Below are 25,036 nucleotides of genomic sequence, written 5' to 3'. Positions count from 1 at the left end.
CAGTCAGGACATGGGAGGGGCGGAATCGATCGGATCGGGCGGCAGGGGAATGAACTCCTGATCGTCCATGTCGGGCAGCTTGACGCGACCTGCGCGCCAGTCGGCCTTGGCCTGTTCGATGCGGTCCTTCGACGAGGAGACGAAGTTCCATTCGATGAAGCGTTCGCCTACCGGTTCACCGCCCAGCACCATGATGGTCGAAGGCTCCAGCGCGCAGACGACCGAGGCGATCCCCTTCTCCAGAACCGCCATCTGGCCATGGCCGATGGGCCGTCCATCGTCGATCTCGACCAGGCCCTGGACGACATAGACGGCGCTTTCCGAATGATCGATCGGGGTCTGGAAGCGGGCGCCGGGCTCCAGCTCAAGGTGCAGGTAGTGCAGGGGCGAGAAGGTGCTGACGCCGGCCTTCATGCCCATGGTTTCGCCTGCGACCAGACGGCCTTTCACGCCGCCTTCAACCCAGGTCGGCAGGTCGCCGGGGACGACATGCTGGAAGGAGGGATCGATCTCTTCCTGGCCGTTCGGCAGGGCGACCCAGGCCTGGATGCCCTCCAGACGGGCGCCTTCGCGGCGGGCCCGTTCAAAGCGCTCGGAATGGGTCACGCCGCTGCCGGCGGTCATCCAGTTGACCTCGGCGGGGCGGATGTCCTGCTGGACGCCCAGGCTGTCGCGGTGGGTGATCTCGCCCTCGAACAGATAGGTCAGGGTCGAGATGCCGATGTGGGGGTGGGGGCGCACGTCGACGCTGCGGGGAAGGCCTGCGGGCATGTCGACCGGGCCCATATGATCGAAGAAGACGAAGGGGCCGACGGCGCGGCGTTTGGCGTAGGGCAGGACGCGCCCGACCTCGAAGCCGCCGAGATCCTTGCGGCGCTGGTCGATGATGAGTTCGATCATGGGGCTTTCCTGATCCGGTGAGCTTGAGGGCAGTCTGAACTTCAATTTTCTCTCTGGCCATCTCGCGGACAGAGGAAAGGGCGGGCGGCCCGTCTGGGAAACGGACCGCCCTTGAGCGCGGGGGTCAGGTCTTGTCGTAGGAAAACTGGATCCCGGCTGTGCCGCCGGTTTCGATGAACAGGTTCATGAAGGCGGGGACGGTTTCCGAGCGGTTCCAGTCGCGCTGCAATTCGCAGAACAGCTGGGGCACGGAGATCATCTTGCCGCCAGCCTGTTCGATGCGGCGCAGGGCCATGTCGTGGGCTGTGGTCGAGGTGCCGCCGACGGCGTCGGCCACGACATAGACCTCATAGCCTTCGCGCAGGGCGTCCAGCGCCGGGAAGGTCAGGCAGGCCTCGGTCCACAGGGCGGTCATGATCAGCTTCTTGCGGCCGGTGGCCTCGACCGCCTTGCGGAATTCCGCGTCTTCCCAGGAGTTGATCGTGGTGCGGTCATAGGTCGGATAGTCGGCCAGAACCTTGCGCAGCTGCGGGATCGGCGGCTTGTTCAGGCCGGTCTTCACATTGACCGTCGAATGGACGATGGGCAGGCCGTAGGCGACGGCGGCCTTGGCCGTGCCGACGATGTTGTTGACCAGAAGCTGGCGGTCCATCGAGGCGATCGAGTTCACCTGAACGGGCTGGTAGTCGATGATGACGAAGGCGGCGTTATCGGGGGTCAGAAGATCGTCGGCGACGGGATCGCGGATCGGTTCGCTGGTCATGGCGTCTTTCCTTTCAGGCAGGGGGCCGCGCTCGGACAAGCGTCCGTTCGGGGCGGGGGTTGCGGCCCGGTCCGAAGACCGGGCCTGACGTTGTTGTGAGTGGGCTTGTGAGGCGGATCAGGGGGCGGGGATGTCGCCGAAGCGGCCGCTGTTGAAGTCCGTGATCGCCTGACGGATCTCGTCCTCGCTGTTCATCACGAACGGGCCGTAGCCGACGATGGGCTCGTCGATCGGCTCGCCGGTCAGGACCAGCAGAACGGAATCCGCGTCGGCGCTCAGGGTGACGCTGTCGCCCTGACGGTCCAGCAGCAGGGCCTCGGCGGACCCGGCGGGCTGATCGCCGTTGACGGTGACGTGACCCGACAGCACGACCACGATGGCGGTGTGGCCTTCCGGCAGGTCCAGTGTCGTCTCGGCGTCCCGGTTCAGCCGCACGTCCCAGACATTGATGGGCGTGAAGGTGCTGGCCGGGCCTTTCGAGCCGTCCATGGCGCCGGCGATGATCCGGGCCGTGCCTGCGTTGTCGGGCAGGGAGACCGTCGGAATGTCGGCGTTCAGGATCGACTGGTAGCCAGGGCGGGTCATCTTGTCCCTGGAGGGGAGGTTGACCCACAGTTGCACCATGCGGAAGGGGCCGCCGGTCCGTGCAAAGGCGGGCGAGTGGAACTCTTCGTGCAGGATGCCGCCGCCCGCCGTCATCCACTGGACGTCGCCGGGGCCGATGACGCCGCCCTGACCGGTCGAGTCGCGGTGCTCGACCTCGCCGTCATAGACGATGGTCACGGTCTCGAAGCCGCGGTGCGGGTGCTGGCCCACGCCGCGCCGCTTTTCAGTCGGCTCGAAATTGTGCGGACCGGCGTAGTCGAGCAGCAGGAAGGGGCTGACGTGCTTGCCCACGGCGTCATAGGAAAACAGCGAGCGGACGGGAAAGCCGTCCCCGACCCAATGGCCGCGATCATTGCCGTAACGTCCCAGAACCTTCTTCATGGTGTGTCTCCTTCGGGGCGACCGGGCCTCGCCGATCGCGTTGAAGGCTTTATGACGATGGAACGCCGACTGCGGGAGATTGCGAAATCGCCTCGCTGCGTCCTATCAATAGAACGATGAGAGACCTTAACGACCTCTACTACTTCGTCCAGGTGGTGGACCACGGCGGCTTCGCCCCCGCCGCGCGGGCCCTGGGGATGCAGAAGTCCAAGCTGAGCCGACGCATCGCCTTTCTGGAAGACCAGCTGGGCACGCGCCTGATTCAGCGGTCGTCACGCAAGTTCTCGGTCACCGAGGTCGGTCACGAATATTACCGCCACTGCCTGGCCATGCTGGTCGAGGCCGAGGCGGCGCAAGCCGTGATCGACGGAGCCCGTTCCGAGCCGTGCGGCACGGTCCGCGTGGCCTGCGCGCCGGGCCTGCTGACCTATCAGATGGGCGGGCTGATCGCCCGCTTCATGGCCCGCTATCCCGAGGTCGAGGTGCATCTGGACAGCACCAGCCGCCGGGTGGACCTGATCGGCGAGGGCTTCGATCTGGCCATCCGCGTGCGCGAACCGCCGCTGGAACAGACCGATCTGGTCATGCGCAAACTGGACGAGAGCGTGCATCGTCTGGTCGCCGCGCCGGACCTGATCGCGCGGTTCGCGGCGCCGTCCGGTCCGGCGGATCTGGCCGACTGGCCCAGTCTGGACTTCGGCCCGGCGCATCGCGACCACGTCTGGGCCCTGCACCACAGGGACGGCATGACGGCCTCTGTGCGCCATGCGCCACGTCTGGTGACGGACGACCTGCATATGCTGCATGAGGGCGCGCTGCAGGGGCTGGGGGTGGCCCTGCTGCCGACCGTGGCGGTGGCGAACGATCTGGCGGCGGCGCGGCTGATTGACATCCTGCCGGACTGGCGGCCGAAGAAGTGGATCGTCCACGCGGTCTTCCCTTCGCGGCGCGGCCTGCTGCCCTCGGTGCGGCTGCTGCTCGACTTTCTTGCCGAGGGTTGCGCCGCCCAGCAGATTCACGGTGAAACCCCGGCGTCGCCGCGCGCGACTCCCTATGCCTTTGCGGAGACAAGAGACTGATGCGTCTGGTCGGAGTATCGGGCAGCCTGCGGGCCGCCTCCTACAACAGCGCCCTGCTGCGCGCGGCTCAGGCCATGACGCCCGAGGGCGTGGACCTGGTCGAGGGCTCGATCCGCGGCATCCCCCTCTATGACGGTGATGTGGAGCGGGATCAGGGCTTGCCCGAGGCGGTGGTGGCGCTGAAGGATCTGGTCGCCGACAGCGACGGCCTGCTGCTGTTCACGCCCGAGTACAACAACGGCATTCCCGGCGTATTCAAGAACGCCATCGACTGGCTGAGCCGCCCGGCCTCGGACATTGAACGGGTGTTCGGCGGACGGCCGGTGGCGGTGCTGGGCGCCTCGCCCGGCCCGTTCGGCACGGTGATGAGCCAGGCCGCCTGGCTGCCGGTCCTGCGCACCCTCGGGACCGCGCCCTGGTTCGGCGGGCGTATGCTGATCCCGCACGCGAACGCGGCCTTTGACGCGGACGGTCAACTGACCGACGAGGACGCGCGCCGCCGCCTGGCCCGGTTCATCAGCGGCTTCGCCGAGCATTGCCGAACACTGCCACGCGACGGGCGTTGAGGCTGGGCGTCGGCCGGGAGTGGTTGCGGGCGGTTCAGGCGGCTGCTAGCGGGCGCTGATCGGCGTCAGACCAAGGAGCGGCCATGAGCCAGAACGACGACCTGTTTGACGAAGACGGGGGCGGATACGACGTCGACGATTGGTCGCGGCTGAAGCCCTTCATCGGGGCGGTGGCGACGCTGGACGACGTTCAGGCGCGCCGGGCGGTCTTCGCGTTGGGCGATACCGAAGATCCGCGCGTCATCGATATGGAGTTGCCGCAGCCGGTCATCTGGTGGGAAGACGACGGCGAGCAGGCCGCCGTGATCGTCCAGGCTGAGGCCCATGTCGGCTCGGACGGCGAGGTCATGGAGGTGCTGGGCCTGATCCTGCCCGACGGCGGCGGAGCGGTGGCTCTGATGGACGATGTCGATCTGGTGGATGACACGGACCCGACATGGCGGGATCTGGTCGCCAACGCCATTGATGACGCCGCCGACGACTAGCTGTTTTCGGGCTGTCCGGCCTGTCGGGCGGCCTCAATCTCGGGACGACAAGCGCCATGGCGACCGAAACCGTTCACATTGTTCAGGCCTATGTTCAGGCCAAGAACGGCGCCGTGCGCGCCGAGCCGCAGATCGGATGCAAGGACGCCGAGGAGGCGCGGCGCAAGGCCGAGCGGTTGGCGCCTCTGCGGCACGGGGTGGTCGCCTTCACCGTCTCGGCTGATACCGATCTGGGCGACTATGACGAGGAGCCGACCGTCCTGTTCAAGGCCGGTCGGTTGCCGCCGCCGTTCGGCGAGGGCTGAGGCCAGCCCTCGCGCTCGGCGCCGATCAGGCGCGCAGGGCCTCGACGCCCGGCAGCACCTTGCCTTCCATCCATTCCAGGAAGGCGCCGCCCGCGGTGGAGACGAAGGTCATGTCGTCGGCGGTGCCCGCGTGGTTCAGGGCCGCGACGGTGTCGCCGCCGCCGGCTACGGCGACCAGCTTGCCGGCCTTGGCCAGCTCAGCAGCGTGTTTGGCGGCGGCCACGGTGGCCTTGTCGAAGGGCGGGACCTCGAACACGCCCAGCGGGCCGTTCCAGATCAGGGTCTTGGACAGGTCCATGGCGCGGGCCAGACGGGCGACGGTTTCCGGACCGGCGTCCAGGATCAGGTCGTCGGCGGCGATGCGGTCCAGGGCGCGGACGCCCGACTCGATGCCCGGCTTCACGCCCTTGGCGACCACGACGTCGACCGGCAGTAGCAGCTCGCAGCCCTTCTGGCGGGCTTCCTCGATGATCTCCAGCGCGGTGTCGGCCAGGTCCTTCTCGCACAGCGAGCCGCCGACATCGACGCCCTGGGCGTGCAGGAAGGTGTTGGCCATGCCGCCGCCGATGGCCAGGTAGTCCAGCTTGGCGACCAGGTTCTTCAGCAGGTCCAGCTTGGTCGAGACCTTGGCGCCGCCGACGATGCCGATGACAGGCTTTTGCGGGCTGCCGAGAGCGGCGTCGAGCGCCGAGAGTTCGCGGGCCATGGCGCAACCGGCATAGGCGGGCAGCAGGCGGGCCAGACCCTCGGTCGAGGCGTGGGCGCGGTGGGCGGCCGAGAAGGCGTCGTTGACGTAGAGGTCGCCCAGTTCCGCCAGCTGGGCGGCGAAGGCGGGGTCGTTCTTTTCCTCGCCCTTGTGGAAGCGGACGTTCTCCAGCAGCAGCACGCCGCCGGCGTCGAGGTCGGCCACGGCGGCCTTGGCTTCATCACCCACGCAGTCGTCGGCGAAACGGACGGGGCCATGCAGCAGCAGTTCCAGCGGCTCGACCACGGGGCGCAGGCTCATCGCGGCGACGCGCTCGCCCTTGGGCCGGTCGAAGTGGGCCAGCAGGACCACCTTGGCGCCCGCTTCGCGCAGACGGTGGATGGTCGGCAGGGCGGCCTTCAGGCGGGTGTCGTCCGTGACCTTGCCCCCCTCCATCGGCACGTTGAAGTCCACGCGGACCAGAGCGGTCTGGCCGGACAGGTCAGCGGCATCGTCGAGGGTGCGGAAGGTCATCGGGGGTCCGTATCTGGTTCGGGCCTCGGCCCATTCGTCTTGAAACAAGGGGCCCTCAGCCGATCGGCGAGAGCCCCTTGATAGGTCAGCAGTCTGTCAGGCGCGAGGCCGGATCAGAGGAATTTGGCCATCACCAGGGCGGTGTCGGCCATGCGGGTCGCGAAGCCCCACTCGTTGTCGTACCAGGTCAGGACGCGAGCCAGCTTGCCGTCGACGACCTGCGTCTGGGGCAGGGCGGCGGTCGAGGAGGCGGCGATGTGGTTCAGGTCGACCGAGACCAGCGGGTCGGTCGTGGTGAACAGGACGCCGTTCATCGGGCCGTCGGCGGCGGCTTGCAGGGCGGCGTTGATTTCCTCAGGCGTCACGTCGCGGGCGGCGACGACCTTCAGGTCCACGACCGAGACGTTCGGGGTCGGGACGCGGATCGACGAGCCGTCCAGCTTGCCCTTCAGTTCCGGCAGGACCAGACCCAGGGCCTTGGCGGCGCCGGTCGAGGTCGGGATCATGGACAGGGCGGCGGCGCGGCCGCGGTACAGGTCCTTGTGCATCGTATCCAGCGTCGGCTGGTCGCCGGTGTAGGCGTGGATGGTGGTCATATAGCCGCGCTCGATGCCGAACAGATCGTTCAGCACCTTGGCGACGGGCGCCAAGGCGTTGGTGGTGCACGAGCCGTTCGATACGACGATGTCGTCGGCGGTCAGGGTCTCATGGTTGACCTTGAAGACGATGGTCTTGTCGGCGTTGTCGGCGGGGGCCGAGACCAGGACGCGCTTGGCGCCGGCCTTCAGGTGGGCCGAGGCCTTGTCCTTGGAGGTGAAGATGCCGGTGCACTCGAAGGCGATGTCGACCTTCAGCTCGGCGTGCGGCAGGTTGGCCGGGTCGCGCTCGGCGGTGACCTTGATCTTGCCGGTGCCGACGTCGATCCAGTCCTCGCCCGAGGTCACGGTGCCGGGGAAGCGGCCGTGCACCGAGTCATAGCGCAGCAGGTGGGCGTTGGTCTCGACCGGACCCAGGTCGTTGATCGCCACGACCTCGATGTCCGTGCGGCCATGCTCGACGATCGAGCGAAGCACAAGGCGGCCGATGCGGCCGAAGCCGTTGATGGCGACGCGAACGGTCATACGGGAGGTCTCCTGAGCGAGGGCGGTTATGATTGGGAGCCTTCTCGGACTATCAGCGCCGTGATTCAACCCCGTGCCCGTAACAAGGTGTGTTCGGGTGTAACCGAACGCAAGCTAGGCGGAGCGGCGCAGCCGGCGGCTGACCCCCGTCTGGCTGTCGAGAACCTCCAGCGCGGTGACGCGGCCCGCTTCGTCGCGGACGAAGCGGATGCGGCGATAGGGCTCGTCCACGTCGAAGAAGAGATCAGGCGACAGGGGGCGCAGCCGCCAGGTCGGTCGGCGCTCGTTTTTCCAGGTCAGACCGTCCTCTGCCGCCTGCACCACGGATCCGCCATAGGCGCCGAGGTACGGCGCGGGGTCGAAGTGGACGCCAGGGGCGTCCAGTGCATCTTTCACCCAGGCGGCCTCCGTGGCGGCGGCGGGCGCGGCGTTCGACTGACCGGCGAGCGCGGCCTTCCAGGCGGTGTCCAGCGCATCCTCGGCGGGCACGGCCACGTCGGGGCGGACGCCGACCTTTTCCCAGTTGCCGCCGGTCAGGGGATTGGTCGGCGAGCCGGTGGAGATGAAGACGCGATAGCCCGACGGAGTGAAGACCGGGCCGCCCGGATTGGCCGCGCCGCCCGAGGTCTCGCCGACGATGACGGCGCGTTTCGCGGCTTGCATCGTGTAGGCGAAGGCTTCGGCCGCAGAGCCGGTGCGGCCGCTGATCAGGACATAGACCGGCACCTCCAGGCGCGGGGCGGCGTAGGGCTGGGCGGGGGCCTCGCGGCTTTCGCCCTCGCGGGAATGGAAGCGGTTGTAGACGTCGGCGTCCGGCCCGACGAAGGCGCTGACCAGATAGCCGACCATGGCGGGCGAACCGCCGCCGTTGTTGCGCAGGTCGAAGATGACCGCGTCGGTGTTGGAAATCAGTTGCAGGGCGGCGTCGACCTGTTTGCGGGCGGGATCATCGGCGCCCTCGAAGTGGGAGAACATCCTCATGTCGATCAGGCCGACGTTGCCGGGCAGGATCTGGACCGCGCGGAAGCCCTGGCCGCCACGGGCGGCGACGACGGGGAACGGCACCGGGGCGAGGCCAGATGAAGTCGCCGTCGGAGTGGTCTGGGCCATCACGGGCGATGCCGGTCGGCCGACGCTGAAGTGCTGGTCGTATGGTTCAAGCCGCGCGGTCAGCGCCGTCTCCAGATCGCGCGGATCGGTCAGGCTGTCGTAGCGACCTTGGGCGGCCTCGGCTTCCAGCGCCGCGGCGATGGTCTCGGCCTTGGCGGGGTCGAAATAGGCGTCGCGAATGGCGGCCGCGATCTGGCCCACGACGACGCGGGGCGCGGCGGGGGCCTCGGCGAGCGCGGGCGAGGCGGCGAGCAGCAGGGCGACGACGAGGGCGGGCGTTTTCATGCCCGTCACCTTATGCCGACGCCCGGCCTTGGCGAGTGAACTCGCGGTAAGGTCTCAGCAGCAGCGGAAGGCGCCGCCGGCGCCGAAGCGCCGCGCCTCGTGCAGGCGGAAGAAGGCGGTGCGGTCCAGCGGGGGTTGCTCTGGATGCGTCGCCTCGGCGTGGGCGACATAGACCTCATAGTCGGGCTGGCCGACCATGAGGCTGGCGGTGCGGCGGGCGTCCTTGCCCCACCGCACCAGGGTGTCGCGGCAGACGCAGAGCAGGTCCGCGCCGCCAGCCGGTTCAGAGGGCCTAGGCACGGGCCGCGTCCATGGCTTCGTCCTCCAGCGTCAGCTCGTGGGCGGCGGGCTGCTCGACCACGGTGGGCTGGCTGTTCTGACGGGCCTTGAGGCAGGCGCGCACGCCATAGACCACCATGGTCAGGACCACGAACAGGAAGCCCGCCGTCAGGGCCGAATTGACGTAGTCGTTGATGATGATCCGGTGCATGTCGCCCGCCGTCTTGGCCGGGGCCAGGATGTCGCCGGCGGTCAGGGCGTCCTGATACTTACGCGCGTGGGCCAGGAAGCCGATCTTGACGTCGGGGTGCAGCAGCTTCTGGAAGCCCGCCGTCAGGGTGCAGATCAGAAGCCAGACCGCCGGAACCGCCGTGGCCCAGGCGAAGCGTTCGCGCTTCATCTTGAACAGGACCACGGTGCCCAGGATCAGGGCGACGGCGGCCAGCATCTGGTTGGCGATGCCGAACAGCGGCCACAGGCTGTTGATGCCGCCCAGCGGATCGACCACGCCGGTGTAGAGGAAGTAGCCCCACAGGCTGACCGTCAGGGCCGTGGCCACGACGTTGGCGGTCCAGGACTTGGTCTCGCGCATCTTGGGCACGGCCACGCCCAGCAGGTCCTGGATCATGAAGCGGCAGACGCGGGTGCCGGCGTCGACCGTGGTCAGGATGAACAGGGCCTCGAACAGGATGGCGAAGTGGTACCAGAAGGCCATCATGGCCTTGCCGCCGATGATGCCCGACAGGATGTGGGCCATGCCGACGGCCAGGGTCGGGGCGCCGCCCGCGCGCGACAGGATGGAGTGCTCGCCCACGTCGCGAGCCAACTGCTCCAGCTCGCCGGGGGTGATGTGGAAGCCCCACTGGGCCACGGCGGCGGCGGCGGAGGCGGCGTTGTCGCCGATCACGCTGACCGGGCTGTTCATGGCGAAATAGACGGCCGGGTCCAGAACCGTGGCGGCGATCAGGGCCATGATGGCCACGAAGCTTTCGCACAGCATGGCGCCATAGCCGATCAGCGGGATCTGGTTCTCGTTCTCCAGCAGCTTGGGCGTGGTGCCCGAGGAGATCAGGGCGTGGAAGCCCGAGACCGCGCCGCAGGCGATGGTGATGAAGAGGAAGGGGAAGAGGGCACCGGAGAAGACCGGGCCGGTGCCGTCGATGAAGGGGGTGATGGCGGGCATCTGCACGTGCGGGCGCACGATCAGGATACCGACGGCCAGGGCCAGGATGGCGCCGATCTTCAGGAAGGTCGACAGGTAGTCGCGCGGGGCCAGCAGCAGCCAGACCGGAATGACCGAGGCGACGAAGCCATAGGCCATCATGGCCAGGGCCAGCGTCGTGCCCGACAGGGTGAAGGCCGGCCCCCAGAAGGGATCAGCCGCGATATGACCGCCGCCGATGATGGCCAGGATCAGCAGCACCACGCCGATCACCGAGACCTCGCCCACGCGGCCGGGCCGCAGATATCGGGTGTAGAGGCCCATGAAGACGGCGATGGGGATGGTGGCGGCCACCGTGAAGGTGCCCCACGGGCTTTCAGCCAGCGCCTTGACCACGACCAGGGCCAGAACCGCGAGGATGATGACCATGATCATCAGCACGCCGACCTGGGCGATAATGCCGGGGATGGGACCCATCTCGGTGCGGACCATGTCGCCCAGCGAACGGCCGTCGCGGCGGGTGGACATGAACAGGACCATCATGTCCTGCACCGCGCCGGCCAGAACGGCGCCGACCAGGATCCACAGGACGCCGGGCAGATAGCCCATCTGCGCCGCCAGCACCGGGCCGACCAGGGGTCCTGCGCCCGCGATGGCCGCGAAGTGGTGGCCGAACAGGACGTTGCGGGGCGTCGGCACATAGTCCAGCCCGTCGTTGTGGCGCACCGCCGGCGTGGGCCGTTTCGCGTTCAGCCCCATGACCTTTCCGGCCAGGTAGCGGGCGTAGAAGCGGTAGGCGATGGCGTAGACGCAGAGCGCCGCCACCACGATCCATACGGCGCTGATGCTCTCGCCCTGGTGCAGGGCGATGACGGCGAGGGCGATGGCCCCCAATATGGCTATGGCGCCAAAAATTAGCGCGGTCTTGAGCTTGCCCATGACGAACGGTCCTCCGGGTCGGCTTGGGTGCGACCTTTCGGCATTTCTGAACCCATTAGGGGTCCGGCGCCAACCGACTAAAGTCGAAGGTCGGCGCCTTTATTTTACAGTCAGGGCAAGCTTTGCCGCGTTTTTTCAGGGTTTGACGACGCGAACCTTGCTCGCCGCCTCGGTCGCCCGCTGGCGCGCCTGATCCGTGTCGGCGCCGCGCGCCAGGGCCACGCCCATGCGGCGACGCTCGAACGCCTCGGGCTTGCCGAACAGGCGCAGGTCGGCGGTCGGCACCGACAGGGCCTCGGCCACGCCCTCATAGACCACGCCCTCGGCCTCCAGACCGCCATAGATGACAGCGCTGGCGCCCGGCTCGCGCAGGGTGACATCCACGGGCAGGCCGAGGATGGCGCGGGCATGCAGGGCGAACTCGCTCATGGTCTGGGTGGCCAGGGTCACCAGTCCGGTGTCGTGCGGGCGCGGCGAGACCTCGGAGAACCAGACCTGATCGCCCGTCACGAACAACTCGACGCCGAAGACGCCGAGGCCGCCCAGGGCGTCGGTCACCTTGCCGGCGATGTCCTGCGCCGCCTTCAGCGCAGCCTCGCTCATGATCTGCGGCTGCCAGCTTTCGACATAGTCGCCCTTCTGCTGGCGATGGCCGATGGGGGCGCAGAAGTCCGTCCGCACGGCGCCGTCGCGCAACGACCGCACGGTTAGCAGGGTGATCTCATAGTCGAAGGCGATGCGGCCCTCGACGATGACCCGGCCGCCCGCGACCCGGCCCGAGGCCTCGGCGTAGGTCCAGGCCTCGGCGACCTGATCGGCGCGTTCGACGTAGGACTGGCCCTTGCCCGAGGAGGACATCACCGGCTTGACGAAGCAGGGGAAGCCGACGGCCTCGGCGCCCGCCGCCAGTTCCTCGGCCGAACCGGCGAAGGCGTAGTGGCTGGTCGGCAGACCCAGTTCCTCGGCGGCCAGACGGCGGATGCCCTCGCGGTTCATGGTCAGCTGGGTGGCGCGGGCCGTCGGGATGACCCGGGCCAGACCCGCCGCCTCGATGGCCGCCAGGGCGTCGGTGGCGATGGCCTCGATTTCCGGCACGATGATGTGCGGGGCCTCGGCCATGATGATCCCGTTCAGCACCTGGGGGTCGGTCATGGGGATGACGTGGCTGCGGTGCGCCACCTGCATGGCCGGGGCGTTGGCGTAGCGGTCCACCGCGATCACCTCGGCGCCCAGACGCTGCAGCTCGATGGCCACCTCCTTGCCCAGCTCGCCCGAGCCGAGCAGCATGACGCGCGTGGCGTGGTCGGTAAGCGGCGTGCCGATCTTCATGGCGTCAGGCTCCGGTAGCAGGTTCGATCAGGTCCCAGGCGTTGCCGTAGAGGTCTTCGAAGACCACCACCTTGCCATAGGCTTCGTGACGGGGTGTTTCGCGGAAGACGACGCCGGCCTTCAGCCAGGCGGCGTGGTCGCGCATCAGGTCGTCAGTATAGAGAAACAGCCAGACGCGGCCGCCCGCCTGGTCGCCGATCTGCGCGACCTGCTGGGGTGTCGCGGCGCGGGCCAGCAGCAGGGAGGTCTGACCGCCTTTGGGCGTGACCCGCACCCAGCGCTTGGCGCCGCCCATGTCGGTGTCTTCGCTGAGCTCGAAGCCCAGCTTGCCGACGAAGAAGGCGATGGCCTCGTCATAATCGCGGACCAGCAGGCTGACGGCGCCGAGATGGCTCATTGTGCAGGCGCCGCATAGAGCCGGCGGAAGGCGTCCAGCGCGGCGCCGTGATAAATGCTGGCGTGCCTCTCGGTCGGGCGCGGGGTGAAGTCCCATGTGACGCCGGGCAGGGCGTGATCGCGCAGATTGGCGATCAGGACATCCATCGGCGCCTGCATCTCCTCGCCCTCGTCGCCCAGCGTCAGGATCAGGGTGCGCAGGTTGTTGGAGTGGTCGCGCAGATGCGCCCCCGACTGCCGGGCCAGCCGCCCGCCGTCCCACCACAGGCTGGGGCTGACGGCGACATAGGCGTCGAACATCTGCGGTTCCTTCAGGAAGGTTTCGACCACGAAGAGCCCGGCCAGGGACTCGCCCATCAGGGCCGTCTCGCCGCTGGTGCGGAAGCGACCTGCGATGAAGGGCTGGACCTCTTGGCCGATGAAGCGGCGGAAGCGCTCTGACTGCCCTTGCGTCGGATAGCGGGCGATCAGTTCGGCGTTTTCGGTCGGCAGGGCCAGTTCGTTGCGGCGGTCGACCGAGGCGATGCCCACGACGATGACGTCGCGCGTCGTGCCGACGATGGTCCCCAGCTGGGCGATGCCCGAGATGTGGTGGAAGTCCTGATCCTGACCGCCGTCCAGCAGATAGAGTACCGGATAGGTCTGGCCGCTGCGCTCATAGCCGGGCGGCAGCCAGACGTTGATTTCGCGCGTCTGGCCCATGACGCTCGAGGACAGGGTGTAGGACTGGCCGATGACGATGGGCGTTTCGACGACGGGCGTTGCGTCGGCCGTCTCGGCGAGGGCGGTTGCGCCGCCCGCCATCGACAAGCCGAAGCTGAGGACGAGGGCGAGGCGGCGCATCATGCTTAGAGCCGGGCCTTGGCGGCTTCGACCACGGCCTCGGCGGTGATGCCGAACTCGCGGTAGAGGACTTCGGCCGGGGCCGAGGCGCCGAAGCCGGTCATGCCGACAAAGCCGCCGTCTTCGCCGATGAAGCGTTCCCAGCCCTGCTTGATGGCGGCTTCCACGGCGACGCGGACGGTGCCGCGGCCGATGACGGCGTCCTGATAGGCCTTGGGCTGCTGCTCGAACAGTTCGAAGCAGGGGACCGAGACGACGCGGGTCGGAACGCCTTCGGCCTCCAGCGTCTCGGCGGCCTTCAGCGCCAGGGCGACCTCGGTGCCGGTGCCGAACAGGGTGACTTTCGCTGCGCCGTTGGCGGCCTTCAGCTCATAGGCGCCCTTGCGCGACAGGTTCTCGCCGGCGTCGGTCAGACGCACAGCCGGGGTCTTCTGACGCGACAGGCACATGCCCGACGGCGTCTTCTTGTGCTGCAGGGCGACCTGCCAGCATTCCAGCGCCTCCACCGTATCGGCGGGACGGAAGACCATCAGGTTGGGGATGGCGCGCAGGGCGGCCAGATGCTCGACCGGCTGGTGGGTCGGGCCGTCTTCGCCCAGACCGATCGAGTCATGGGTCAGGACGTGAACCACGCGCACGCCCATCAGGGCGCCCAGGCGGATGGCCGGACGGCTGTAGTCCGCGAACGCCATGAAGGTGCCGGCGTAGGGGATGACGCCGCCGTGCAGGGCCAGGCCGTTCATCGCCGCGGCCATGCCGAACTCGCGGATGCCGTAGTTCAGGTAACGGCCGGCGTAGTCGGGCGCGTCGAGGATCTGGGTGTCCTTGACGAAGGTGTTGTTCGAGCCGGTCAGGTCGGCCGAGCCGCCGATCAGTTCGGGGATGGCGTTGAACACGGTCTCCAGCGCCTCGCCCGACGACTGGCGGGTGGCCATGGCGGGCTGGGTCGAGACCAGTTCCTTCAGCTTGGCTTCAAGCGTCTCGAAGGCGCCGGTGGGCAGGTCGCCGGCCATGGCGCGGGTGAAGTCGTCGCGCTGGGCGTGGTTCAGCAGGCGGGCTTCCCAGCCCTTGCGGGTCTTGGCGCCCTGCTTGCCGACCTTGGCCCAGGCCTTCTGGACGCCTTCCGGCAGTTCGAACGGAGCGAAGGGCCAGTGCAGGGCCTGACGCGTGGCGGCGATCTCGGTCGCGCCCAGGGCGGCGCCGTGGGTCTTGTGGCTGCCTTCCATGGTGGCGGCGCCCTTGCCGATCTTGGTCTTGCAGGCGATCAGCGTCGGCTTGTCCTGCTTGGTCGCCCAGGCCAGGGCCTTCTGGATCTGCTTGTAGTCGTGGCCGTCGATGGCCTTGACCGCCCAGCCCGAGGCCTTGAAGCGGGCCAGCTGGTCGGTGGCGTCCGACAGCGAGACCTTGCCGTCGATGGTGATCTCGTTGTCATCCCACAGGACGCAGAGCTTGTTCAGCTTCAGGCGACCGGCCAGGGCGATGGCCTCCTGCGACACGCCTTCCATGAGGCAGCCGTCGCCGGCGACGACCCAGGTGCGGTGGTCGACCAGGTCCGACCCGAAGCGGGCGGCCAGATGGCGCTCAGCGAGGGCGAAGCCGACCGAGGTGGCCAGACCCTGACCCAGCGGGCCGGTGGTCGTCTCGATCCCGGCCATGTGGCCGTACTCCGGGTGGCCGGCGGTCTTGAAGCCCCACTGGCGGAAGTTTTCCAGCTGTTCCCGGGTCGCGTCCTTGTAGCCCGTCAGGTGCAGCAGGCTGTAGATCAGCATGGAGCCGTGGCCCGCGGACAGGATGAAGCGGTCGCGGTCGGCCCAGTCGGGGCGGCTGGCGTCGAACTTCAGGAATTTCGAGTAGAGGACGGTGGCGACGTCGGCCATGCCCATGGGCATGCCGGGGTGGCCGCTCTTGGCCTTTTCAACGCTGTCCATGGACAGGACGCGGATGGCGTCCGCCATCTGCTTGGGCGAAGGCTTGGCGAATGCAGCTTGAGCGTCGGTCACGGCGAGACCTTTCGTCTGGAACAGGATAAAGCGGGGCGCGCCGCCTTTACCCCGACGCGCGCACAGGTTCTATACGGAATCTGGACGAAAGGACCCCAATGGACGCCGTTACGGCCGCAAAGACACGCATCGACAAGGCCCTGGCCCTGCTGGAACGCAGGGTGCTGGAGCTGAAGGCGCGTCCGGCCACCGCCCCCGCCATCACCGACGACGACCTGTTCGCGCCGCGACCGTCGAACGCCGCCGACCTGGTGCGGATCACCGAGCTTGAGGCCGCAGGCCGCGACGCCGCCGAGGCCTTGGGCCGCGCGGCCGAGGCCGTACGCGAGGTTCTGGCCGAGCAGGAGGCGCGCTGATGGCGACCGTCACGGTAGAGGTCAACGGCCGTTCCTATGCGGTGGGCTGCGCCGACGGCCAGGAAGAGCGCGTCCGCATCCTGGCCCGCCAGTTCGACACTCATGTGCGCCAGATCGCCGGTGATGTCGGCCATGTCGGCGACCTGCGCCTGTTCCTGATGGCCTCGCTGATGCTGGCCGACGAACTGCACGAGGCGCGTCAGCGACTGGAGAACGGACAGGGTCCGGCTGTCGAGACCGGCCCGAAGAAGGCCCCGCCGCCGCCGCCCGGCGACGGGGTGGCCGAGGCCTTGAACGCCGTGGCGGCGCGGATCGAGAAAATCTGCCAGACGATCTAGGGAATTCTTCCTCCCCAAAATGGGGAGGAAGAGGCCATTGTTGAAACGCCGCGGACCGCCTATCTTGCTCGGCGGCGGGTCCTGCTGCGGCTCACGTCGAAGACAACATATCCTTCTGACCTTAATTCACTCATAGGGATCTGTCCCTGTCCGGGCTCGAGGGCTTGGGCATACGGAGCCCACCTGGCTACCCAGGTCGAGAGGATTTAAACCGTCTTCACGGTTCACGCGGCGCCGCCACCCTCTCTCTTTTGTGCGCTATGCTCGCGACGCGGTCGCTCGCGGCTTGAGCGCGTTGACGTCCAAATGGGCTTTTGACGGCGCATGACCTCCAAACACGAACTCCGCGCCTCCATGCGCGCCCTGCGCAAGCGGCTGGCCGAGGTCGACAACGAGGCCGCCGAGCGCGCCGCCGGTCATGCCGAGGCCCTGCCGTCGGGCGAAACCGTCGCCCTCTATCGCGCCATGGGGTCGGAACTGGACACGGACGCCCTGGCCGTCGCCTTGCATCAGGCGGGCCGCCGTCTCTGCCTGCCGGTGGTGATCGAGCGCGACGCCGCCATGATCTTCCGCGCCTGGGCGCCGGGCGAGCCGCTGGAGCTGGACGCCGCCGGTTGTCCCGCGCCCCTGCCCCTGGCCGAGACCGTCACGCCAGACCTGATCCTGACGCCCCTGCTGGCCTTCGACGTCCACGGCGGGCGGCTGGGGCAGGGCGGGGGCTATTACGACCGGACCTTCGCCGCCCTGCCCGACGCCGTGCGCGTCGGCTTCGCCTACGCAGGTCAGGCGGTCGAGCGGCTGAAGCTGGAGCCGCACGACATGCGCCTGCATGGCGTTTTGACCGAGACCGGCTATAGAGCCGTCCGATGAGACTGGCATTTTTTGGTGACGTGGTCGGCAAGTCCGGGCGCGATGGTTTGACGGATCATCTTCCGGGGCTGAGGCGCGACCTCAAGCTCGACTTCGTGGTGGTCAACGCCGAGAACGCCGCTGGCGGCTTCGGCATCACCGAAAACACGGCGCGCGAGATCTTCGCCGCCGGCGCCGACGTGCTGACCCTGGGCAACCACAGCTGGGACCAGCGCGAGGCCCTGACCTATATCGTGCGCGAGCCGCGCCTGATCCGACCGGCCAACTATCCGCGCCTGATGGATGCGCCGGGCCGGGGCGCCGACGTCTTCGTCACCGCCGACGGCCGCCGGGTTCTGGTCATCAATGTCCTGGGCCGGGTGCACATGGACCCGATGGACGACCCCTTCAGCGCCGTGGAGCGCGAGTTGGAGGCGGCGCCGCTGGGCGTCGTCGCGGACGCCGTCATTGTCGACATGCACGCCGAGGCGACCAGCGAGAAGATGGGCATGGGCCACTTCTGCGACGGCCGCGCCAGCCTGGTGGTCGGCACCCATACCCACGTCCCGACCGCCGATGCGCAGATCCTGCCCCACGGCACGGCCTATCAGACCGACGCCGGCGGCTGCTGCGACTATGACTCGGTCATCGGCAACGACAAGGAAGAGCCGCTGCGCCGCTTCACCACCCGGCTTTCCGGCGGGCGCTACACCCCCGCCAGCGGCCCCGCCACCATCTGCGGCGTCTTCGTCGAGACCGACGACCGCACAGGTCTGGCCAAGCGGGTCGAGGCCATCCGGGTCGGCGGGCGGCTGAGTCAGGCGATCCCACAGGTCGACTGAATTCCTCCAGCTTGACGAGTTGGATTACGGTTGTAATCTCACGGGGCTACACACGTAGTCTTGGGAGGAAGTCATGTCTGCAGTGCGTTCCATCTCCACCTCGCTTGGTGTCGCCGTTCTGGCTTTGCCGGCGCTTGCTCACGCCGCGCCCCTGACGCCGGGGACGGTTTTCGCCGATGCCGCGCCGTCGATGAAGCTGCTCATGATCCTGCTGCTGGTCGCCATGGTGGCGGCAGTTGTCGTGACAGTGCGCAAGCTGATGTCCGGGCCTCACCTGTCGGGCGGTTCCGCCTTCCTGTCGGCGCTGCGGCTGGGCGGGCCGCTGATCGGCCTGCTGGGCGGCGCCTTCAACGGGCTGATGATCCTGATCGGCCTGGCTCAAGGCCCCCAGCCGTTCCATGTGATCGCGCCCGGTCTGGCCGAGGCGGCCTTCCTGATCGTCCTGGGTCTGTTCTCCGGCGTTGTGGCGGTCATCTGCCACTGGGCGGTCGAGGCGCGCATTGATCGCGCGGTGCTGCAATCCTGACGCCGTCCGCCGCAGGGGAACCTCGTATCTCCGTCACCGAAGCCGAAGCCGAGGTTCTGGCCGCGCTGTGGCGCAAGGGGCCGCTGTCCTTTGCGTCCCTGATCGACGAGGTGAAGTTGGCCCAGCCCTGGGCCGACGCCACCATCAAGACCCTGCTGAACCGCCTCATGCACAAGGGCGCGGTCAAGTCGGTCAAGGAGGACGGCCGCCAGCGCTACCATCCTCTGATCGACCGCTCGACCTATATCAGCGGCGAGGTCGATGCTCTTGCCCAGCGTCTGTTCAAGGGTGATCGCGCGGCCTTGGCGGCCTTTTTGACGACCGAAGACTGAACTGCCGATCAGGCGCGGACTTTGCGCGCCCTCAGCCGCAACCTCATGGTCCGGCTGCTGCGCAGGGTCACCTGATGGACGGGGCGAGGCTGGACCGGAGTGATGGCCTCGACCTCGGCGGCTTTCAGGATTTCGGCCAGGGCGATGATCGCCTCCTGCATGGCGAAGGCGGCGCCGATGCAGATGCGCGGGCCGCCGCTGAAGGGCAGCCAGGCGTAGCGGTCGATGGACTTGCGGTTCTCGGGCAGGAAGCGTTCGGGGCGGAAGGCGTCGGGTTCGTCCCACAGCTTCTCGTGGCGGTGAATGACCCAGGGCACGATCAGCACGGTCTGGCCCGCCTTGACCTCATGCCCGCCGATCAGGTCGTCGGCTACGGCCTGACGGATCATGGTCGGGGCGGGAGGGAACAGGCGCATGGCCTCCTCGATCACCGCCCGGTGCCAGTGCAGGTCGCGCAAGGCGCCGGGGCTGCGGTCCCAGCCGTCGGCTTCGGCCTTGAGGATACCGGCCACGCGCGGATCGCGGCTGATCAGGTGCAGGGTCCAGCCCAGGGTTCGCGCCGTGGTCTCGTGCCCGGCCAGGATGAAGGTCAGGATGTTGGAGGCCACCTCGTGGTCCGACAGGCCTGAACCGTCGCCGTCCTCGTCTCGGGCGCTGAGCAGGGCGGTCAGCAGGTCGTCGGGCGCATCCCCGTCCTGTTCGATCCGAGTCCGCCGACGCGCCACCAGGGCGTCGACTCTGTCCTTGAAGAAGCGGGCGTCGCCGCCGGACGCCACGCGGCTGAGCCGGGGAATCCAGTCGGGGGCCTTCAGGGCGTCCAGCGGGCTGATCCGCGCCCCGACCGACAGGAAATGGTTCAGCGCCTTCTCGAACCCCGCCGCGTCGCCGTCCAGATCGTCCGAGAACAGGGTCGCCGACAGGATGTCGAAGGTCAGCCCGCTCATCTCGCTGTCGATGTTCAGCACCCGCGCGCCGTGCTCCAGCCTCCAGCTCTCGACCCGGCGGCGGCAGACCCGGTCCATGGCCTCGGCGGTACGCGCCGTATGGGCGGGGGTGAACAGGGGGGCCATGATGCGTCGCGCGCGCCGCCACTGTTCGCCCTCGGTCAGCAGCAGGCCGTCGGCCAGCATGGGGCCCAGCACCCGCCTTTGCAGGTCGCCCTTCTCATAGTTGGCGGCGTTGTCAGTCAGGACATGGCGCACGCCCGCCGGATCGCTGACCACCAGGGTGCGCCCCAGCGGCGAGGCCCCGTCGATGTAGAGCTCCTTGAAGTGGAACTCGGCCCAGATCTGCAGCGGGTCGCGCCAGCTCTGCCAAAGGAACTGCGGCAGGCTCATCTTCCGGGTCCGGCGCGGCGGCGTCCAAGGGCGGAAGGTCGAGGCGGCGGCGTCGGTCATGGAACGCTCCTTCTCAGGTTCGCTCCATAGTTATTGACGATGGTGTCAAAATAAAGAGGGTTCGCGTCTAGCGCGCTTTTCGCCGCGCGCGCTTGGTCCGCACCAGCTGTTCGCGCAGGTCGCCCAACTGGGCCGCGCGGCGCGCGGGGGCGTGGGTTTCCATGACGTGGGCCTGGGCCGCGCGCGCCATCTCCAGACGCCCGGCCGGGTCCTCGATCAGGCCTTCGACGGCGGCGGCCAGGGTCGCGGGCGTCAGGTGGTCGACATAGAGGGCGTGCGGGCCGCTCGCTTCGCGCAGGCCCCCGCGACCGGACGAGATCAGGGCCGCGCCCGCCGCATGGGCCTCCAGCGCCGTCAGCCCCAGAGGCTCGGCCCAGACCGAAGGGGTCAGGGCGATGGCCGCTGTCTGCATCACGGCGCGCACCTCGGCCAAGGGAGCCGAGCGCAGGATCTGCACGCGGTCTCCGTATCTGGCCAGCGGCGCCACATGGGGGTCGGCCCAGGCCGCGTGCCTGTCCCAGTCATTCAGCATCAGCACGGCGCGCCAGCTCGGGTGGCGGTCCAGAACCCCGGGCAGGGCGGCGCAGATCAGGTCCACGCCCTTTTCCGGCATGGCGCGGCCCGCGAAGGCGATCAGCGGCTCGCGGTTCTCTACCGGCGCCCGCCACAGGTCGACGTCGATGGGGTTAGGCACGGCGAAGGCTTTGGCCTCCAGGCGCGGGAAGTCCTTGAGGAAGTCCTTGCGGGCCGCCTCGCTGACGAAGATCAGGCCGTCCATGCGGTCATAGCGCCGCTCATAGCGCCAACGGTCTATGAGATGGCGCGGGGGCTTCACCGCATTGTGGCGATACAGGGTGACGGCGGCGTCGGGGAAATGCCGGGCGAGGGCGACGGCCTGCTGGGTCTGCTGGTGGAACTCGATGACGTCAGGGCGATAGTCGCTCAGCGCCTGATGCAGGGCCTTGAGACGGTCAGCGGCGGGCAGGGCATGGACCGACAGATCATTCTGGCCCTTGGCGCCTTCGCAGCAGAAGACCCGGACCTCGCCCGTCTCAGCCTTGGCCAGGGTGCGCGCCACCGTCTCCATGGAGTTGGGCTGGTCGAGGCAGAAGCGCGCCCCGACAGGCATGACGACGGCGGTTTTCATGCTGTGTCCCCGATGCGGCTACTGCGCCGCGGCGCGAGCCTCGAGCGCGCGCAGCCGACCTTCCTCGGCCTTGAGGTCGCCGGTCAACTGGCCTTTCAGCGCCGGATCGGTCGTGGCGGCCAGCAGGGCGCGCGTGTCCTCGACGGCCTGACGGCGCGAGGCGATCAGGCGCGACAGCTCGTCGCCTTCGGCCGGAGCCGAGGCGGCGCGTTTAAGGGAGGACGCCTGTTCTTCCTCGGTCGTCTTCAGCGCGGCGGCCTGACGGGCGGCCGCAGCGTCGCGCAGGGCGTGCTGGACCGGGTCGCCGCCCTCGATGTCGCAGGCGGCCAGCAGGGCCGCGCCAGCGACGACAAAGGCGACGGCGCCAGCTTTCATCAGCCTTCGATCCAGTTCGGCATCCAGCCTTCGTGGATCTCGCGCAGGTGGGCGACGGGGATGCGATAGAGCTCGCCCTTCGGACCCGAGGAGGCGAAGTCCGCGCCCTTGGCCAAGCCGACGACCGAGGCGTGCAGACCGGCTTCCTGGGCCTTGGCGATCAGGGCCTCGGCGTCCGGGACGGCGACCAGATAGCGGGCCTGGTCCTCGCCGAACAGGAAGGCGTGGGCGTGGGCGGCGCTGGAGGCGTTCAGTTCGATGCCGACGTCAGACGCCAGGGCCAGGTCGGCGGCGGCGCCGACCAGACCGCCGTCCGACAGGTCGTGGACGACCGTCAGTTCGCCCGTTTCGATCAGGCCGCGCACGAAGTCGCCGGTCTTGCGTTCCAGTTTCAGGTCGACCGGCGGCGGGGCGCCGTCTTCACGGTTCAGAACCTCGCGCAGATAGATGGAGGAGCCCAGCTCGCCGTGCGTCTGGCCGATCAGGACGAGCGTGTCGCCCTCGACCACGCCGCCGAAGCCGGTGACCACGTCATAGTTGGTCAGCAGGCCGACCGCGCCAACCGTCGGGGTCGGCGGAATGGCGACGCCATTGGTCTCATTGTAGAGGCTGACGTTGCCCGAGACGACGGGGAAGTCCAACTCGCGGCAGGCCTCGGCCATGCCGTCGGTGGCGCGCACGATCTGGCCCATGATCTCGGGGCGCTGCGGGTTGCCGAAGTTCAGGTTGTCGGTGATGGCGATGGGACGCGAACCGACGGCGGTCAGGTTGCGCCAGGCCTCGGCCACGGCCTGCTTGCCGCCCTCATAGGGGTCGGCCTGGACATAGCGCGGGGTGCAGTCGCTGGTCACGGCCAAACCCTTGTCCGTGCCGTGGACGCGGACCACGCCGGCGTCGGCGCCGGTGGACGAGTCCTGCAGGGTGTCGGCCATGACGTGACGGTCGTACTGTTCCCAGATCCAGCGCTTGGACGCCATGTCGGGGCAGGCGATGACCTTGATGACCGCGTCGTTCCAGCTTTCCGGGGCGGGGACTTCCGCCGGGTCGAGGCGCGGCTGCAGTTCCGGCTGGACCCAGGGACGGTCATAGAGGGGAGCGTCGTCGAACAGCGGGGCCAGCGGCACGTCGCAGACCACCTCGCCGTGATGCTTCAGCACCAGATGGCCGGTGTTGGTGGTCTTGCCGATGATGGCGAAGTCCAGACCCCACTTCTGGAAGATGCGATAGCCGACGTCTTCGAAGCCGGGCTTCAGGACCGCCAGCATCCGCTCCTGGCTTTCCGACAGCATCATCTCATAGGCGGTCATGCCGGTTTCGCGCTGGGGCACCTTGTCGAGGTCCAGCTCGACGCCGACGCCGCCCTTGCCGGCCATTTCGACTGACGACGAGGTCAGGCCCGCCGCGCCCATGTCCTGAATGGCGGCGACCGCGCCCGAGGCCATCAGCTCCAGGGTGGCCTCGATCAGCAGTTTCTCGGCGAAGGGGTCGCCGACCTGAACGGTGGGGCGCTTGGCCTCCGATTCGTCGTCGAACTCGGTCGAGGACATGGTGGCGCCGTGGATGCCGTCGCGGCCCGTCTTGGAGCCGAAGTAGACCACGTCGTGGCCGGCTTCCGGCGCGGCCGAGTAGTAGATCTCATCAGCCCTTGCGAGGCCCACGCACATGGCGTTGACCAGGATGTTGCCGTTGTAGCCCTTGTGGAAGTTGGTTTCCCCGGCGACCGTCGGCACGCCGACGCAGTTGCCGTAGCCGCCGATGCCGGCGACCACGCCCTTGACCAGGCGCTTGGACTTCTCGTGCGAGGGATCGCCGAAGCGCAGGGCGTTCAGCAGGGCCACCGGGCGGGCGCCCATGGTGAAGACGTCGCGCATGATGCCGCCCACGCCCGTCGCCGCACCCTGATAGGGCTCGATGTAGGAGGGGTGGTTGTGGCTCTCCATCTTGAAGATGCAGGCATCGCCGTCGTCGATGTCGATGACCCCGGCGTTCTCGCCCGGGCCGCAGATGACGCGCGGTCCCGTGACCGGGAACTTCATCAGCTGCTTCTTGGAGGACTTGTAGGAGCAGTGCTCGGACCACATGACCGAGAAGACGCCCAGCTCGACCTGGTTGGGCTCACGGCCCAGCCGGTCCAGCAGGACCTGATACTCGTTCGGAGCCAGACCGTATTCAGCGGCCAATTCTGCGGTGGTCTTTTGCGGAGCGCTCATGGGCGGGGCTTCTAGCCGGGTCTGAGCCTCCTGTCAGCCCGTCCCTTCAGCGGGCGCGCTCGATCCCGCGTTTCAGGCCGAAGACCAGGATGACGGCGGCCACCACCAGCAGGAAGGCGGCGCCCAGGGCGATGAAGCCAAGCATCGGATTCCGTTCCTGTTCCGCCACGAAAGCCCCGACCAGACCCCAGGCGATCGGCAGGGAGTAGGCCATGGTGCGCAGGTAAAGCGTCACTTCAATCGCCACCAGCACCACGACCACGATCGCCGCGATGGCCCAGCCGGTGGGCGACAGGAAGGCGGGCAGGGCGTTGAACGCCGTCGCGGTGGTGATCAGGTTCAGCGGCGCCGCAATGGTCAGCCATCCCGCCAGCGCCGCCAGCGGCCAGATCAGGAACCAGCGGTCCCGGTCCATGACGCCTGTGGTGCGAATGGTCTTGGCCGTCGCCAACAGGGGAACCAGCAGGGCCAGCAGGGAGGCGAAGATGACGGCCACGCTGGCCGCCTTCAGGTTCAGGGCCGCGACCACGATCCAAAGACCTATGCCGAACATCGCCACCGCCGAGGGCCAGCCCATGCGGTTGATCAGCAGGCTCTCGCCCGTCTGCGGCAGGGCCTGTCGCCCTGCATAGGCCAGCAGACCCAGATAGAGCAGGCCCCAGATAGAGAAGGCGTAGCCCGCCACCTGCAGCGTCTGATTGCCGTCCGCCGCGAACTCGGCCTGCGACAGGCCGAACCCGCCCAGGTTCTGCACAATGGGAACCACCACGGCGAAGACGGCAGCGGCCAGCACCACCAGTCGGCGGGTCTGTTGGCGGGGCGTGGGGCGTTCGATGGCGGACATGGCGGCGTCTCCGGCTCAGCTTCGCCGTATCTACGCACCGGGCGTCGGTTTG

The 25,036-nt window shown here is 68.3% G+C and carries 27 protein-coding genes and 1 other RNA gene; 11 read left to right on the top strand and 17 right to left on the bottom strand.

Translation table 11 applies throughout. From position 1 onward, the window contains the following. Positions 1-3: 3 nt before the first annotated feature. The 3 genes from ACIQTU_RS12630 to ACIQTU_RS12620 form a co-directional block, all read right to left on the bottom strand. Positions 4-900 (bottom strand): pirin family protein, encoded by an 897-nt coding sequence (locus tag ACIQTU_RS12630; protein ID WP_400547549.1) that lies wholly within the window; start codon positions 898-900, stop codon positions 4-6. Between the two features lie 124 nt (positions 901-1,024). Continuing rightward, a complete protein-coding gene (locus tag ACIQTU_RS12625; protein WP_400547546.1) occupies positions 1,025-1,663 on the bottom strand; it encodes a hydrolase in 639 nt (212 codons plus the stop codon). 117 nt (positions 1,664-1,780) lie between these two features. After that, positions 1,781-2,650: a pirin family protein gene (locus tag ACIQTU_RS12620; protein WP_400547543.1), complete on the bottom strand. Its 870-nt coding sequence runs from the start codon at positions 2,648-2,650 to the stop codon at positions 1,781-1,783. 116 nt (positions 2,651-2,766) lie between these two features. On the opposite strand from ACIQTU_RS12620, the gene ACIQTU_RS12615 reads away from it, so the two are divergent. From ACIQTU_RS12615 to ACIQTU_RS12600, 4 genes are all read left to right on the top strand, one after another. Beyond that, positions 2,767-3,729 (top strand): LysR substrate-binding domain-containing protein, encoded by a 963-nt coding sequence (locus ACIQTU_RS12615; protein ID WP_400547540.1) that lies wholly within the window; start codon positions 2,767-2,769, stop codon positions 3,727-3,729. Continuing rightward, the gene (locus ACIQTU_RS12610) at positions 3,729-4,295 is read left to right on the top strand and encodes an NADPH-dependent FMN reductase (protein ID WP_400547537.1); all 567 of its coding nucleotides are present in this window, start codon (positions 3,729-3,731) and stop codon (positions 4,293-4,295) included. The genes ACIQTU_RS12615 and ACIQTU_RS12610 overlap by 1 nt, the downstream gene beginning before the upstream one ends. A gap of 83 nt (positions 4,296-4,378) precedes the next feature. Then, positions 4,379-4,780, top strand: a complete 402-nt coding sequence (locus ACIQTU_RS12605; RefSeq protein ID WP_400547534.1) for a hypothetical protein — start codon at positions 4,379-4,381, stop codon at positions 4,778-4,780. A 56-nt stretch (positions 4,781-4,836) separates the two neighbouring features. Next, positions 4,837-5,085 carry a hypothetical protein gene (locus ACIQTU_RS12600; RefSeq protein ID WP_333611863.1) on the top strand — a complete coding sequence of 83 codons (249 nt, stop codon included), beginning with the start codon at positions 4,837-4,839 and terminating at the stop codon, positions 5,083-5,085. 25 nt (positions 5,086-5,110) lie between these two features. Here the strand turns inward: ACIQTU_RS12600 and ACIQTU_RS12595 are convergent, their stop codons facing one another. The 9 genes from ACIQTU_RS12595 to tkt form a co-directional block, all read right to left on the bottom strand. Then, positions 5,111-6,304: a phosphoglycerate kinase gene (locus ACIQTU_RS12595; RefSeq protein ID WP_400547530.1), complete on the bottom strand. Its 1,194-nt coding sequence runs from the start codon at positions 6,302-6,304 to the stop codon at positions 5,111-5,113. Between the two features lie 113 nt (positions 6,305-6,417). Next, positions 6,418-7,425: a type I glyceraldehyde-3-phosphate dehydrogenase gene (gap, locus tag ACIQTU_RS12590; protein WP_400547527.1), complete on the bottom strand. Its 1,008-nt coding sequence runs from the start codon at positions 7,423-7,425 to the stop codon at positions 6,418-6,420. A gap of 114 nt (positions 7,426-7,539) precedes the next feature. Beyond that, positions 7,540-8,820 carry a S41 family peptidase gene (locus ACIQTU_RS12585; RefSeq protein ID WP_400547524.1) on the bottom strand — a complete coding sequence of 427 codons (1,281 nt, stop codon included), beginning with the start codon at positions 8,818-8,820 and terminating at the stop codon, positions 7,540-7,542. 54 nt (positions 8,821-8,874) lie between these two features. Further along, complete coding sequence (locus ACIQTU_RS12580) at positions 8,875-9,120, bottom strand: YbdD/YjiX family protein (RefSeq protein WP_313472200.1); 246 nt, start codon at positions 9,118-9,120, stop codon at positions 8,875-8,877. Further along, positions 9,113-11,200: a carbon starvation CstA family protein gene (locus ACIQTU_RS12575; protein ID WP_292084117.1), complete on the bottom strand. Its 2,088-nt coding sequence runs from the start codon at positions 11,198-11,200 to the stop codon at positions 9,113-9,115. The genes ACIQTU_RS12580 and ACIQTU_RS12575 overlap by 8 nt, the downstream gene beginning before the upstream one ends. A 135-nt stretch (positions 11,201-11,335) precedes the next feature. Further along, on the bottom strand, positions 11,336-12,529 hold the full coding sequence (gene purT / locus ACIQTU_RS12570) for a formate-dependent phosphoribosylglycinamide formyltransferase (protein ID WP_400547520.1): 1,194 nt from the start codon (positions 12,527-12,529) through the stop codon (positions 11,336-11,338). A 4-nt stretch (positions 12,530-12,533) separates the two neighbouring features. Further along, positions 12,534-12,926 carry a VOC family protein gene (locus ACIQTU_RS12565; RefSeq protein ID WP_400547517.1) on the bottom strand — a complete coding sequence of 131 codons (393 nt, stop codon included), beginning with the start codon at positions 12,924-12,926 and terminating at the stop codon, positions 12,534-12,536. Continuing rightward, positions 12,923-13,771 carry an alpha/beta hydrolase gene (locus tag ACIQTU_RS12560; protein WP_400547514.1) on the bottom strand — a complete coding sequence of 283 codons (849 nt, stop codon included), beginning with the start codon at positions 13,769-13,771 and terminating at the stop codon, positions 12,923-12,925. The genes ACIQTU_RS12565 and ACIQTU_RS12560 overlap by 4 nt, the downstream gene beginning before the upstream one ends. A gap of 2 nt (positions 13,772-13,773) precedes the next feature. Further along, positions 13,774-15,723, bottom strand: coding sequence for a transketolase (tkt, locus tag ACIQTU_RS12555; protein ID WP_400548982.1), 1,950 nt, complete (start codon positions 15,721-15,723; stop codon positions 13,774-13,776). A gap of 143 nt (positions 15,724-15,866) precedes the next feature. Here tkt and ACIQTU_RS12550 point away from each other — a divergent pair, with 143 nt between their 5' ends. From ACIQTU_RS12550 to ACIQTU_RS12520, 7 genes are all read left to right on the top strand, one after another. Next, a complete protein-coding gene (locus ACIQTU_RS12550; protein WP_105563939.1) occupies positions 15,867-16,124 on the top strand; it encodes a hypothetical protein in 258 nt (85 codons plus the stop codon). Then, positions 16,124-16,462, top strand: a complete 339-nt coding sequence (locus ACIQTU_RS12545) for a cell division protein ZapA (protein WP_400547511.1) — start codon at positions 16,124-16,126, stop codon at positions 16,460-16,462. The genes ACIQTU_RS12550 and ACIQTU_RS12545 overlap by 1 nt, the downstream gene beginning before the upstream one ends. Positions 16,463-16,540: 78 nt before the next feature. After that, positions 16,541-16,701, top strand: a non-coding RNA gene (gene ssrS, locus ACIQTU_RS12540) — 6S RNA. 85 nt (positions 16,702-16,786) lie between these two features. Continuing rightward, the gene (locus ACIQTU_RS12535) at positions 16,787-17,332 is read left to right on the top strand and encodes a 5-formyltetrahydrofolate cyclo-ligase (protein WP_400547508.1); all 546 of its coding nucleotides are present in this window, start codon (positions 16,787-16,789) and stop codon (positions 17,330-17,332) included. Continuing rightward, positions 17,329-18,153 (top strand): YmdB family metallophosphoesterase, encoded by an 825-nt coding sequence (locus ACIQTU_RS12530; RefSeq protein ID WP_400547505.1) that lies wholly within the window; start codon positions 17,329-17,331, stop codon positions 18,151-18,153. The genes ACIQTU_RS12535 and ACIQTU_RS12530 overlap by 4 nt, the downstream gene beginning before the upstream one ends. A 73-nt stretch (positions 18,154-18,226) precedes the next feature. Continuing rightward, positions 18,227-18,679, top strand: a complete 453-nt coding sequence (locus ACIQTU_RS12525) for a MotA/TolQ/ExbB proton channel family protein (RefSeq protein WP_400547502.1) — start codon at positions 18,227-18,229, stop codon at positions 18,677-18,679. Further along, positions 18,673-19,011, top strand: coding sequence for a BlaI/MecI/CopY family transcriptional regulator (locus tag ACIQTU_RS12520; RefSeq protein WP_400548979.1), 339 nt, complete (start codon positions 18,673-18,675; stop codon positions 19,009-19,011). Before ACIQTU_RS12525 ends, ACIQTU_RS12520 begins: the two co-directional genes overlap by 7 nt. A gap of 8 nt (positions 19,012-19,019) precedes the next feature. Here the strand turns inward: ACIQTU_RS12520 and ACIQTU_RS12515 are convergent, their stop codons facing one another. The 5 genes from ACIQTU_RS12515 to ACIQTU_RS12495 all read right to left on the bottom strand — a co-directional run bounded on the left by ACIQTU_RS12515 (position 19,020) and on the right by ACIQTU_RS12495 (position 24,984). Then, on the bottom strand, positions 19,020-20,408 hold the full coding sequence (locus ACIQTU_RS12515) for a cytochrome P450 (RefSeq protein WP_400547499.1): 1,389 nt from the start codon (positions 20,406-20,408) through the stop codon (positions 19,020-19,022). A 67-nt stretch (positions 20,409-20,475) separates the two neighbouring features. Further along, the gene (locus ACIQTU_RS12510; RefSeq protein WP_400547496.1) at positions 20,476-21,555 is read right to left on the bottom strand and encodes a glycosyltransferase family 4 protein; all 1,080 of its coding nucleotides are present in this window, start codon (positions 21,553-21,555) and stop codon (positions 20,476-20,478) included. 18 nt (positions 21,556-21,573) lie between these two features. Next, positions 21,574-21,930, bottom strand: a complete 357-nt coding sequence (locus ACIQTU_RS12505; protein WP_400547493.1) for an indole-3-glycerol-phosphate synthase — start codon at positions 21,928-21,930, stop codon at positions 21,574-21,576. After that, positions 21,930-24,140, bottom strand: coding sequence for a phosphoribosylformylglycinamidine synthase subunit PurL (gene purL, locus ACIQTU_RS12500; RefSeq protein WP_400547490.1), 2,211 nt, complete (start codon positions 24,138-24,140; stop codon positions 21,930-21,932). The genes ACIQTU_RS12505 and purL overlap by 1 nt, the downstream gene beginning before the upstream one ends. Before the next feature lie 46 nt (positions 24,141-24,186). Beyond that, on the bottom strand, positions 24,187-24,984 hold the full coding sequence (locus ACIQTU_RS12495; RefSeq protein WP_400547487.1) for a hypothetical protein: 798 nt from the start codon (positions 24,982-24,984) through the stop codon (positions 24,187-24,189). Between the last annotated feature and the right edge of the window lie 52 nt (positions 24,985-25,036).

The organism is Brevundimonas sp. NPDC090276 (assembly GCF_044772165.1).
Lineage (GTDB): Bacteria > Pseudomonadota > Alphaproteobacteria > Caulobacterales > Caulobacteraceae > Brevundimonas.
The sequence above is the reverse complement of the archived record's forward strand: the minus strand, read 5'-3'. Positions and strand labels throughout refer to the sequence as shown.